Below are 12,360 nucleotides of genomic sequence, written 5' to 3'. Positions count from 1 at the left end.
CGGCCGGCCGCCCCGAACGCATGCGGACGACGACCTGGGGGCGGGACATGGGCTTCTTCGACGGACTGCTGGGCGCACGCGCGGTCGACTTCGACTCCGGCAACGCCACCAACGCCACCAACGCCATCGAGCTCACCAAGCGGCGCCAGTCGGCGTCCCTCACCAAGCAGGGCGCGGCCACCGGGCATCTGCGCGTCAACCTCACCTGGCGGATGCGCACCTCCGACTTCGGCGCCCAGCGCCCCAGCCTGCTGCGGCACCCCCTCAAGGCCCTCAAGCCGCCGGAGATCCAGGGCCACGGACAGAGCATGGTCGACGTCGACCTCGACCTGGGCTGTCTGTACGAGCTGACGGACGGCACCAAGGGCGTCGTCCAGCCGCTGGGCGACTACCTGGGCGACATCAACGCGGTGCCGTACATCAAGATCAGCGGTGACGACCGGTTCGGCTCGGGCTCCGGCGAGACGATGTACATCAACCTCGACCACCGCGAGTCCATCAAACGGATCCTGGTCTTCGTCTACATCTACGACCAGACCCCGGCGTTCGACCGCACCCACGCCATCGTCACCCTGTACCCCAGCAGCGGCCCCCGCCTGGAGATCAGCCTGGACGAACGCCACCCCCAGGCCCGCTCCTGCGCCGTCCTGCTCATCGAGAACGTCAAGGGTGAGCTGATGGTCCGCCGCGAGGTCAAGTTCGTCTACGGCTTCCAGGCCGAACTGGACCGGCTGTACGGATGGGGACTCCAGTGGGGCCGGGGTTACAAGACAAAGGTCTGATGCCCGCCGCCGGCCGCTACCGCCCGATGAACTGCGGTCCCTGCGGCGGCAGCCGGAAGTTCGGGTCCGGGGCGAGCGGCACGGGCACGGGCTGCGGACAGCCGTACGCCGGGGCCGAGGTCGGCGGGGGAAACCCGTATCCCGGCTGCGGCGGCACCGCCGACGCCGGCTGCTCCGGGGGCAGCGGCTGGGAGACCGTGACCCCCTCGTCCACCGCGGGCTCCGCGGCCGGCGCCTGCTCCTCCGACTCGTCCACCGAGATGCCGAAGTCCGTGGCCAGGCCCTTGAGCCCGTTGGAATATCCCTCGCCCAGCGCCCGGAACTTCCAGCCCTCCCCGCGGCGGTACAGCTCGCCGCAGATCATCGCCGTCTCCGCGCCGGTCTCCGGCTTGATCTCGAACACCGCCCACGGCTCACCGTCGGCGACGGCGGCGTCGTACAGCACGATGCTCAGGTTCGGCACCCGGTCGAAGGTGATCCCGTCCGCGGACGCGACCAGCAGGATCCGCCCGATCTCCGGCTCGACCCCCGTCAGCTCCGCCTGGATCGTGTCGGTCAGCCCCTCGGTGACCCGCTTCTTGCCCAGCCGCCACACCTTCCCCGAGGGATGCCGGGGCTGGTTGTAGAACACGAAGTCCTCGTCCGAGCGCACACGGCCGCCGGGGCCGAGCAGCAGCGCCGAGGCGTCCACGTCCGGGACCGACGTCCCCGGCGTCCAGCGCAGCACGGCGCGCACCGTGGTGGCCTCCAGCGGGACGTTCGACCCCTTCAGCATCGCGTGCGTCATGCCGTCATCCTGCCCTCTCGGTCCTGGCCACGACAATGCGGGGGGTGCCGGTGACCGACACAGTGGAGTTACCGGAAATTCACGCCAGGAGGGAACCTCGGACAGGTCACCCTACGTACTATTACCGGCCACCCTTTACCGAATCCTCAATCTCGGGTTGCGACTCTTGGGGGAGTCCTATGCGTCATTTCGGGCACATCGCCCCCGAGGCCCGGCAGCGCCTCTTCCACCGGGAGCCGTGCGAGTTCACCGCCGGCTCCCCGGCCCGGCTGCTCGCCGCCGCCCTCGGCGCCACGCTGTACAGCCCGGCCACCCGGCCGCGCCTCGCCGACGACATCCTCCGGCAGACGGGCAACGGCGTGGTCTCCATGGTGCTGTGCCTGGAGGATTCCATCGGCGACGCGGATGTGGCGGCCGGTGAGGAGAACCTGGTCCGGCAGTTCGCCGACCTCGACTCCCGGGCGGGCGCCGAGCCGCCGCTGCTGTTCATCCGGGTGCGCACCCCCGAGCAGATCCCCGACCTCGTCCACCGCCTCGGCGCGTCCGTACGGCTGCTGTCCGGATTCGTGCTGCCCAAGTTCACCGGGGAGCGCGGCCTGCCCTTCCTGGAGGCCCTGACCGCTGCCGAGGCCGACGCCGGACACCGGCTCTTCGCCATGCCGGTCCTGGAATCCCCGGAGCTGCTCTACCGCGAGTCGCGGGTGGAGACCCTGGAGGGCATCTTCCGCACCGTCGACAAGTACCGCGACCGCGTCCTCGCGCTGCGCCTCGGCGTCACCGACTTCTGCTCCTCCTACGGCCTGCGCCGCGCCCCCGACATGACCGCGTACGACGTCCAGGTCGTCGCCTCCGTCATCGCCGACGTGGTGAACATGCTGGGCCGCGCCGACGGCACCGGGTTCACGGTCACCGGCCCGGTGTGGGAGTACTTCCGGCTCTCCGAGCGCATGTTCAAGCCCCAGCTGCGGCAGAGCCCCTTCCTTGAGATGCAGGCCGTCGAACTGCGCGCGAAGCTGCTGGAGCACGCCATGGACGGACTGCTGCGCGAGATCTCCCTCGACCAGGCCAACGGCCTGCTCGGCAAGACCTGCATCCACCCCTCCCATGTGCTGCCGGTGCACACGCTGTCCGTGGTCAGCCATGAGGAGTACAGCGACGCCCAGGACATCCTGCGGCCGGAACGCGGCGGCGGAGGCGTCCTCAGATCCGCCTATACGAACAAGATGAACGAGGTGAAACCCCACCGCGCCTGGGCCGAGCGGACCCTGCTGCGCGCGGAGGTGTTCGGCGTCGCGCACGAGGACGTCAGCTTCGTGGAACTGCTCGCCGCCGGAATACCCGACTGACCTCTCCCGCAACCGGGAAACGCATCCAAGGAACGCATGAACAACGCAGTGAACGACGGGGTCTGGTCCGGCAGCTGGGTCGCCGAGCGACTCGGGGTCGGACTCCAGGGCGTGGACGGCCGGGGCGGCGAGGAGCTGCGGGCCATGCTGGGCCTCGCCCTGCGCCGCAACCCCAAGCGGGCCCATCTGCTGGTCTCCCATGTGCTCGGCAAGCACGTACCGCAGACACCTTCGGTGGTGTACGGCCACGGGGTGCGGCTCGGCCGGCGGGTGCACGCGCTGCTCGGCCCGAAGGAGACGGCCCGCGCGGTCGTCCTCGGGTACGCGGAGACCGCGACCGGACTCGGGCACGCGGTGGCCGACGGGCTCGGCACCGCGCCGTATCTGCACTCCACGCGCCGCCCGGTCGCCGGGGTGGCCCCCGCGGGCGGGTTCGAGGAGTCGCACTCCCACGCCACCTCGCATCTGCTGCTGCCCGCGGACCCCGCGCTGCTGGCCGGTAACGGGCCGCTGGTGCTGGTGGACGACGAGTTCTCCACCGGGAACACGGTGCTGAACACGATCCGCGATCTGCACGCCCGGTATCCGCGGCAGCGGTACGTGGTGGTCGCGCTGGTGGACATGCGGTCGGCGGAGGACGTCCGGCGGCTGGAGGCGTTCGCGGCGGAGATCGGGGCGCGGGTGGATCTCGTCGCCGCGGTCTCGGGCACGGTGCTGCTTCCAGAAGGCGTGCTGGAGAAGGGGCAGGAGCTGGTCGCGCGGCACGAGGCCGGACGCGGACCGGACGCGGTCGCGCGCGCCCGCACGATCGCGCCCCGCGCCCCGCGGACCGTGGACCTCGGCTGGCCCGCCGGTCTTCCCGACGGCGGGCGGCACGGATTCACCCCCGGCCACCGCGCCCGTCTCGAAGCCGCCCTCCCCGCGCTGGCCGGCCGCATATCCGACGCCCTCCCCGCCGACGCCCGCAGCGTCCTGATCCTCGGCTTCGAGGAGCTGATGTACGCCCCCCTGCGGCTCGCCGGTGAGCTGGAGCGGACCCTGGACGCCGAGGTGCGGTTCTCCACCACCACGCGCTCGCCCGTGCTCGCGGTCGACGACCCGGGGTACGCGATCCGCAGCCGTATCGTCTTCCCGGCGCACGACGACCCGGCCGACGGGCCGGGCGAGCGGTACGCCTACAACGTGGCGGGCGGCGGATTCGACGCCGTCGTCGCCGTGGTCGACTCGGCCGCCGACACCCCCGCGCTGCACGCGCCGGACGGCCTGCTCACGCGGCTCGCCGAGCAGGTGCCGCACGTGCTGCTCGCGGTCGTCCCCTCCTTCGTCCCCGCGCCCCCGGGCGCTCCCGAAAGGCCGGCCATGCTGCCCGAGCCCCTCCGTGGCCCCGCGTTCTCCTCGTACCCGCCCGAGGAGGTCGGCTGGCTGCTCCAGGACCTCTCCGACGTCACCCTGGAGGCGCCGACCGAGGAGCGGGAGGAGGCCATCCAGAGCGGCGGGGCGCACTACGCCGAGTCGCTGCCCGTGGAGTACCAGCCCAGCGCCCAGTACCAGGAGCTGTTCCACGCGGCCCTCGGCACCTCGGCCGCGCGGATCGCCCGCGCCGTCGGCGTGGTCACCGAGACGGTCCTCGCGGAGCGGTCGCCGCGCCCGGTGCTGGTGTCGCTGGCCCGCGCCGGGACCCCGGTCGGTGTGCTGATGCGCCGCTGGGCGCGCTTCCGGCACGGCCTCGAACTCCCGCACTACGCCGTGTCGATCGTGCGCGGCCGGGGCATCGACACCAACGCACTGCGCTGGCTCGCCGCCCACCACGACCCCAGGGACGTCGTGTTCGTGGACGGCTGGACCGGCAAGGGCGCCATCACCCGTGAACTCGCCCGGGCCGTCGAGGAGTTCGAGAAGGCCGAGGGCGTCAGCGGATTCGACCCGGAGATCGCCGTCCTCGCCGACCCCGGCTCGTGCGTGCGCACCTACGGCACCCGCGAGGACTTCCTCATCCCCTCCGCCTGCCTCAACTCGACCGTCTCCGGGCTCATTTCGCGTACCGTCCTGCGCGCCGACCTGGTCGGTCCCGACGACTTCCACGGCGCGAAGTTCTACCGCGAACTCGCCGCCGCCGATGTCTCCGTGGCCTTCCTCGACGCCGTCGAGGCACGCTTTTTGGAGGTCACCGACGGCGTGGCGGAGGCGGTCAAGGAACTGCTCGCCGCGGACCGCACCCCGACCTGGGCGGGCTGGCGGGCCGTCGAGCGGATCAGCGAGGAGTACGGCATCCACGACGTCAATCTCGTCAAGCCGGGCGTCGGCGAGACCACCCGGGTGCTGCTGCGCCGGGTGCCCTGGAAGATCCTCGCGCACAAGGGCGCGGGCGCCGACCTGGACCATGTCCGGCTGCTCGCCCGGCAGCGCGGGGTGCCGGTCGAGGAGGTGGACGAACTGCCGTACACCTGCGTCGGTTTGATCCACCCCCAGTACACGCGCGGGGCGACCGGCGCCGACGGAAAGGCCGTGAACGTCTGATGCCGGTGCTGGTGGCGAGCGACCTCGACCGCACGCTGATCTACTCCTCGGCGGCCCTCGCGCTGACCATGCCGGACGCTCGCGCGCCCCGGCTGCTGTGCGTGGAGGTGCACGAGAGCAGACCGCTGTCGTACCTGACCGAGACGGCGGCGCGGTTGCTGACCGACCTCGGGGACGCGGCCGTGTTCGTGCCGACCACGACCCGCACCCGCAAGCAGTACCAGCGCATCAATCTGCCGGGCCCGAAGCCCGCGTTCGCGATCTGCGCCAACGGCGGCCATCTGCTGGTCGACGGCGTCACCGACGCCGACTGGCACGCCCGGGTGCTGGCCCGGCTCGCCGACGAGTGCGCGCCGCTGGCCGAGGTCCAGGAGCATCTGACGCGGACGGCCGACCCGGTGTGGCTGCGCAAGCAGCGGGTCGCCGAGGACCTGTTCGCCTACCTCGTGGTGGAGCGTGAGCTGCTGCCCGAGGACTGGGTGAAGGAGCTGGCGGCCTGGGCGGAGGGCCGCGGCTGGACCGTCTCCCTCCAGGGCCGCAAGCTCTACGCCGTGCCCAAGCCGCTCACCAAGAGCGCGGCGGTCCGCGAGGTGGCCCGCCGCACCGGCGCGGAGCTGACGCTGGCCGCCGGTGACTCGCTGCTGGACGCCGACCTCCTGCTCGCCGCGGACCGGGGCTGGCGACCGGGCCACGGCGAACTGGCGGACGCGGGGTGGCTGGCGCCGCGGATCAGCGCGCTGCCGGAGCGGGGGGTCCTGGCGGGGGAGCGGATCCTGAGGGAGTTCCTGGAGGCGACGCGCACGGCCGCCCCCTAGGTGGCCCCGGGCGGGGGTCAGCCGCAGCAGCCCCCGCCGCAGCAGCCGCCGCCACCCGCCGGAGGCACGGGCGCGGAGGCCGACGACGCGGCCGAACCGCCCACCGCGACCGTGGACAGCAGCTTCACCGTGTCCGTGTGTCCGGCGGGGCATTCCGCCGGCGCCGCCGACTCCGACATCGGCCGGCTCAGTTCGAACGTGTCGCCGCAGCTCCGGCAGCGGTACTCATAGCGAGGCATGAGCACAGCGTAACCGCGGGGGCAAACGTGGCGTCTCAATGTTTGATGAGTGTTGGGATACACCCGGTACTCGTGCGGAGGAATCGAAAACTTCGCTGATAACTTGTGAACGCCGTTGCGAGGACGCTCAGCTCACCGCGCGAGCAAGAGCGAGTGCGGAGGGGAGACGCATAGTGACCGATGCGTCGCAAGGGGAGGGCCGTTCCGGCCGGGGCGAGCAGCCGCTCGACGCCGACCGGACCCTGCATCTGAGAGTGGACGCTCTCAGGGCCGACGAGACCATGCAGCTGCGCGTGCCCGCGCCGCCCGAGCCGCCATCCGGCGGCGGACGGGCCGAGCGCAGACGCAGCGCGCGCCCCTCCGCCCGGGAGCGTGCGGGGAGTGTGACGGCCCGAATACTGGGCCTGTCGGCGCCCCTGACGCGCCGGCTCGCGCCGTATCTGCGCCCGCTCGCGCCCTACGCACGGCGCCTCAAGCCCGCCTACCCCCGCCCCGGCCGCAGCGGCTGGCGGCGCTGGATGCCCTCCTGGCGGCAGTGGCTCGGCGGCACCCTGGCCTCCTTCGGCCTGCTCAGCGCCTTCCTGGTGACCGCCTACGCGCTCACCGACATACCGAGCGACCTGAACTCGTACGCCACCCAGCAGGACAACGTCTACTTCTGGTCCGACGGCACCCCGATGGCCCGTACGGGCTGGGTGCAGCGACAGGCCATGCCCCTCAAGGACATCCCCCCGGACGTCCGCTGGGCGGTGCTCGCCGCGGAGAACGAGACCTTCTACTCCGACCCCGGAATTTCCGTGAAGGGCATCAGCCGGGCCCTGTTCCGCACCGTGGGAGAGGGGGACACCCAAGGCGGCTCCACTATTACTCAGCAGTACGTGAAGAACGTCTATCTGAACCAGAACCAGACCGTCAGCCGTAAGTTCACCGAGGCGATGATCTCGCTCAAGCTCGACAACAAGATGAGCAAGGACAAGATCCTCGAGGGCTATCTCAACACCAGCTGGTTCGGCCGCGGCACCTACGGCATCCAGCGCGCCTCCCAGGCCTACTACGGCAAGGACGTCAGCAAGCTCAACGTGTCCGAGGCGGCCATGCTCGCCGGACTGCTCAAGGGCGCCGGCCTGTACGACCCCACCCTGAGCAAGGCCAACCACCAGCGGGCCGAGGAACGCTGGTCCTGGATCCTCGACCGCATGGTCAAGATCCACAAGCTGACGCCGGCCCAGCGCGCCCAGTACAAGACGTTTCCCGAGCCGCTGAAGGCCAACCCGCTGTACAACACCGGCGAGCAGAGCGACTACCTGGTGGAGCTGGCCTCCCAGTACGCCAAGAAGTCCGCACACCTGACCGACCAGCAGTTCGACCTCGGCGGCTACCAGATCTACACCACCTTCGACCGCAAGCGCGAGAAGGCGCTCACCGACGCCGTCACCAAGGCCCGCAAAAAGGCCAAGCGGGACAACCCCGACGCCGCGAAGAACGGCCACTACGGGGCCGCCTCCGTCGCCACCGACGGCCGGATCCTCGCCGTCTACGGCGGCCCCGACCACCGCACCCAGGGCTACAACGAGTCCAACGCGACCACCGTCCCGGCCGGCAGCGCCTTCCTGCCCTTCGTCTACGCCGCCGGGCTCGAACACGGCGTCCACAAGACACGCGGCGGGCCCGTCACCCCCGTCACCCCCGACAGCGTCTACGACGGCGACGACGCCGTGCCCGTCACCACCCCCGAGGGCCCCTACTGGGACCGCAGCGGCAAGAAGGTCTCCGCGCACAACGACGGCAACAAGTCGTACGGCAAGATCACCCTGCGCGAGGCGCTCGCCAAATCGGTCAACACCCCGTTCATGCAGCTCGGCATGGACACCGGCCTCGGGCAGGTCCGCCAGACCGCCCAGGCGTCCGGGCTGCTGTCCGGCAGCATCGGCCCCCAGGTGCCCGCCCTCTCGCTCGGCAGCTCCACCCCCAGCGCCATCCGGATGGCCAGCGGATACGCCACCTTCGCGGCCGACGGCACCCACACGGAGCCGTACTCGGTGCGCCGTATCACCCGCAACGGCGCCCCCGTCGCCCTCGCCACCCCGCGCCCCACCCGCGCGATCGGCCCCGAGGCCGCCAGGGACGTCGACCAGGCGCTCACCGACTCCTTCCACGCCGCCCACCCGGGCGTCACCGCACCGGACGCGGCGGCCAAGGCAGGGACCGCCGACCAGGGCACCACCGACGAGGACGGCACGGGCCAGAACACCGCCGCCTGGTACGCCGGCACGGCCGACTCCGTGTCCACGGCCGTCGTCGTCTACCGCATGGACCTGGCCAAGTCCCTGGAACCGCTACCCCTGAAGGGCCTCGCGGGCACCTCGCCGGACACCGTGCCCTACGCCCTCTGGTCGGCCGCCATGGGCCTGGACTGACCGCCCGGGCCCCGAACCCTCGACCACACGGAGATTGAGCCGCGCATGTCTCGCAAGAAGCAACAGACGGGCCGGGGCCGGCGTCGCGCCCCCGGCCGCCGCCGCGTCCCCGCAGCCACCCGCCCGCAGATCTTCACGCTCGCCGCCTTCCTCGTCGTGGCCTCCCTGGTGGCCGGCTACCTCGCCCTGAGCCGCCCCGACGACACCACACCCACCGCCGCCTCCGGCAAGGGCGCCAGAACGGGCGGCCCCACGCCCTCCCCGACCGCCACCTGGGACGGCAAGACCCACGTCCTCGGCGACGGCTCCACCTCCGACACCGGACCGCAGAAGGGCACCCTGAAGCCCGTACCGCTCAAGCCCGGTGAGAAACCGCCCCAGTTCGTCGTCTTCTCCTGGGACGGCGCCCTGGAGGGCGACGACCATCTCTTCTCGCACTACCGGGAGATGGCCAAGGAGTACAACGCCCACATGACCTTCTTCCTCACCGGCATCTACCTGCTGCCCAAGAGCAAGAAGGACCTCTACCACGGCCCGATGCACCAGCCCGGCGACGCCGCCATCGACTACCCCACCGACGAACACATCCGCACCACCCTGGAACAGCTCCGCCTCGCCTACGAGCAGGGCAACGACATCGGCACCCACTTCAACGGCCACTTCTGCGGCACCAAGGGCGGCGGTGACTGGAGCGTCCAGCAGTGGAAGAGCGAGATCGACCAGTTCTACTCCTTCGTGGAGAACTGGAAGACGAACACCGGATACACCGACATCCCGCCCCTGCCCTTCGACTTCAAGCAGGAGGTCACCGGCGGCCGCGCGCCCTGCCTTGAGGGCCAGCCCAACCTGCTGAAGGCCATCAAGAGCTACGGCTGGCGCTACGACGCCAGTTCCCCGGGCGACTTCCAGATATGGCCCGCCAAGAAGAACGGCGTCTGGGACTTCCCGCTCCAGATGCTCCCGTACGAGAACGGCAAGTTCCAGGGCCTGTCCATGGACTTCAACTTCCTCTACAACCAGTCCAACGGCGAGACCGACGGCGACCCGGCCAAGTACGCGCAGTGGGAACAGCAGACGGTCGACTCCTACATGGCCGGCTTCAACCGCGTCTACTACGGCAGCCGCGCACCGCTGTTCATCGGCAACCACTTCGAGCACTGGAACGGCAGCATCTACATGAAGTCCATCGACCGGATCATCCCGAAGATCTGCACCAAGAAGGGCGTCAAGTGCGTGTCCTTCAAGGAACTCGCCGACTGGATGGACGTCCAGAAGCCCTCGACACTGGCCGCGCTGCGCAGCCTCGACCCCGCCCAGTCCCCGGACTGGTCCACCGTCGTCAAATGACGTAGCCGCAGGCCAGGTTCCACTTGTGCAACCCCCTTCACACGCGCCCCGCACGCCATGCGAAGATGCCCCCTCCCGGTAGGTGTACCGGCATAGAGGGGAACATCATTGAAGTCGAGAAGACTCAGCCGTAAGGGGCGTCGCACCACCATCGTCGGTGCCTCCGCCGCCGCCGTGGTCGCCGGTGTGGCGCTCATACCCAACTGGAGCGCGGGCGCGGCGGTCACCAACGACCCGACCGTGGACGCGGCCACCAAGGCGACCTTCCAGAAGCTCGCCGACGCGGTCTTCACCGACCGCACCCAGGCCCTGGTGGACGGCTCCACCAACGGCCGCACCCAGCACACCAAGGGCTTCCACGGCTCCGTCCGCCTCTCCGGCGGCCAGAGCCACCAGCAGTCCTCCGCCCTCGGCCAGCTGCGCGTCCGCAAGGACCGCCTCGCCAAGCTGGGCGAGAAGTACAGCGCCGGCAGCACCACGGTGACGCTCGACGCCACCGAGGTGCACGGCCACAGCGCCAAGGTCGCCGTCACCGAGACCACCTCGCTGACCTACAAGCCGGGCACCACCTCGGCCAAGGGACCGAAGACCACGGGATTCCAGGCCCACCACGAGCTGACCTTCCAGGCCGGCCGGCACGGGGACTGGCAGCTCACGGGCATCAAGGACACCGACGACGGCTACCTCGCCGTCAACCAGGTCGAGCCGCCCTCCACCGCGCCCAAGGACAACGCCTCGCCGTCGGCGTCGCCGTCCTCCTCGTCCGATGACGGGCCGCCCACCGCGCCCCGCGCGGCCACCAGCTACCCGGCACCGGCGAACCCCAAGAAGCTCACCGGGGGCGCGTACGACTACAAGGCGATGGTCACGTACGCGCAGAAGTACTGGAACCACTACAACACCGACTACCCGAACTACAACGGTGAAGGCGCCGGCGGCGACTGCACCAACTTCGTCAGCCAGGTGCTGAAGGCGGGCGGCTGGAAGCACGTCCCCGGCTACACCGACGACTACACCAAGTGGTTCGGCACCGCCGACATCCAGTCCGACTCCTTCGTCGGCGTCAACGAGTTCTCCTGGTTCGCGCTGTCCTCCAAGCGCGTCACCCCGCTCGCCAACGTGTACCAGGCGGACCTCGGTGACGTGATCCAGATGGACTTCGACCGGGACGGGGCCAAGGACCACACCATGGTCGTCACCTACCGGGACGCCTCCGGCGTGCCCTACGTGACGTACCACTCCACCAACACCTACAACAGGTCGGTGGCCAGCCTGGTCGCGTCCTACCCGACGGCGTACTACTACGCCTACAGGACCTGACCGCGCCGGTCCTGCCGCCCCGGGCCTTCCTGCGGGGAGGACTCGGGGTGGCGGGCCCGCCAGTACGGATTGTCGTGCGGCAGCGCGTGACCGACCCGGCCGTACATCCCGAAGGTCATCAGCAGCAGCCCCACCACAAAGCTGAACAGCACGTTCTGGATCCTGAACGCCAGGAAGTTGTTCGGCGTGTCCAGCAGACCCAGGAACAGGAATCCGTTCAGCAGGAACAGGATGCCCAGCACCATGTTCAGCGTGGACGCGACGTTCCCCCCGATCACCATGCCGACCAGCAGCAGCGCGCCGATGCAGATCGACAGCACACTGAGCGTGCCGTTCGTGTTCAGACCGGCGACCGTCGCACCGCCGATGTCGAAGAACCCGATGTGGTTGATCAGGCCCAGGATGCCGAAGACGACGAGGAACGCGCCGATCAGCCCCGCGCCGATCCGGTACACCAGATTCAGCCGGTGATCGACGGGCAGATGCTGATCGAACCGGATCCGCTGCTTGTCGTGCGAATGCGCTGCGTGCGTGGCCATCTCGGCCTCCCTCGGGGCGCTGGCGGCGGCCGTCCATCCCAGAACATGGCTCTCATCAATATCCGCCCGAACCAGGTCACCCGGCAACATGACGACCCGCCGTCGTCGCCCTCGGCGCGCGACCCCCGCTAGATGAGTGAGTCCGATGTTCTCAGTGGTCGTAGGCGATCAGGGATCGTTTGATCTTGGCGCCGGTGGTCCAGTTGTGCCAGATGCCGGCTGCCAGGGCGAGGAGTCGTTGTCCGGTGCGG

At 70.3% G+C, this 12,360-nt stretch carries 10 protein-coding genes and 1 pseudogene; 7 read left to right on the top strand and 4 right to left on the bottom strand.

What is annotated here, in order from left to right; genetic code table 11:
- Positions 1-47 precede the first annotated feature (47 nt).
- A complete protein-coding gene (locus ACLF5H_RS04620) occupies positions 48-782 on the top strand; it encodes a TerD family protein (protein WP_421674937.1) in 735 nt (244 codons plus the stop codon).
- 16 nt (positions 783-798) lie between these two features.
- Here ACLF5H_RS04620 and ACLF5H_RS04615 read toward each other — a convergent pair whose 3' ends face one another.
- Entirely contained in the window at positions 799-1,569 is a 771-nt protein-coding gene (locus tag ACLF5H_RS04615) for a TerD family protein (protein WP_421674784.1), read from the bottom strand.
- A 179-nt stretch (positions 1,570-1,748) separates the two neighbouring features.
- Here ACLF5H_RS04615 and ACLF5H_RS04610 point away from each other — a divergent pair, with 179 nt between their 5' ends.
- The 3 genes from ACLF5H_RS04610 to ACLF5H_RS04600 are packed head-to-tail and all read left to right on the top strand — an operon-like array spanning position 1,749 to position 6,247.
- On the top strand, positions 1,749-2,915 hold the full coding sequence (locus tag ACLF5H_RS04610) for an HpcH/HpaI aldolase/citrate lyase family protein (RefSeq protein WP_421674783.1): 1,167 nt from the start codon (positions 1,749-1,751) through the stop codon (positions 2,913-2,915).
- 36 nt (positions 2,916-2,951) lie between these two features.
- Positions 2,952-5,432, top strand: a complete 2,481-nt coding sequence (locus tag ACLF5H_RS04605) for a phosphoribosyltransferase (RefSeq protein ID WP_421674782.1) — start codon at positions 2,952-2,954, stop codon at positions 5,430-5,432.
- Positions 5,432-6,247 carry an HAD family hydrolase gene (locus ACLF5H_RS04600; protein ID WP_421674781.1) on the top strand — a complete coding sequence of 272 codons (816 nt, stop codon included), beginning with the start codon at positions 5,432-5,434 and terminating at the stop codon, positions 6,245-6,247. The genes ACLF5H_RS04605 and ACLF5H_RS04600 overlap by 1 nt, the downstream gene beginning before the upstream one ends.
- A gap of 17 nt (positions 6,248-6,264) precedes the next feature.
- Here ACLF5H_RS04600 and ACLF5H_RS04595 read toward each other — a convergent pair whose 3' ends face one another.
- Entirely contained in the window at positions 6,265-6,486 is a 222-nt protein-coding gene (locus tag ACLF5H_RS04595) for an FmdB family zinc ribbon protein (protein ID WP_421674780.1), read from the bottom strand.
- Positions 6,487-6,767: 281 nt separating this feature from the next.
- Between ACLF5H_RS04595 and ACLF5H_RS04590 the strand changes: the two genes are divergently transcribed.
- From ACLF5H_RS04590 to ACLF5H_RS04580, 3 genes are all read left to right on the top strand, one after another.
- Positions 6,768-8,903, top strand: a complete 2,136-nt coding sequence (locus tag ACLF5H_RS04590; RefSeq protein WP_421674936.1) for a transglycosylase domain-containing protein — start codon at positions 6,768-6,770, stop codon at positions 8,901-8,903.
- A gap of 45 nt (positions 8,904-8,948) precedes the next feature.
- Entirely contained in the window at positions 8,949-10,250 is a 1,302-nt protein-coding gene (locus ACLF5H_RS04585; protein ID WP_421674779.1) for a hypothetical protein, read from the top strand.
- A 174-nt stretch (positions 10,251-10,424) separates the two neighbouring features.
- Complete coding sequence (locus tag ACLF5H_RS04580; protein ID WP_421674935.1) at positions 10,425-11,570, top strand: amidase domain-containing protein; 1,146 nt, start codon at positions 10,425-10,427, stop codon at positions 11,568-11,570.
- Here ACLF5H_RS04580 and ACLF5H_RS04575 read toward each other — a convergent pair.
- Both ACLF5H_RS04575 and ACLF5H_RS04570 read right to left on the bottom strand, forming a co-directional pair.
- A complete protein-coding gene (locus ACLF5H_RS04575; RefSeq protein ID WP_421674778.1) occupies positions 11,558-12,109 on the bottom strand; it encodes a DUF4383 domain-containing protein in 552 nt (183 codons plus the stop codon). The two genes, ACLF5H_RS04580 and ACLF5H_RS04575, sit on opposite strands and share 13 nt — an antisense overlap.
- A 151-nt stretch (positions 12,110-12,260) precedes the next feature.
- Positions 12,261-12,360: pseudogene (locus ACLF5H_RS04570) on the bottom strand (IS982 family transposase); the annotation flags it as partial.

It is taken from the genome of Streptomyces sp. LaBMicrA B280, from assembly GCF_049222185.1.
Taxonomy (GTDB): Bacteria; Actinomycetota; Actinomycetes; order Streptomycetales; family Streptomycetaceae; genus Streptomyces; species Streptomyces murinus.
Note: the sequence above shows the minus strand (reverse complement) of the source record. Positions and strands in the feature narration are given on the sequence as shown.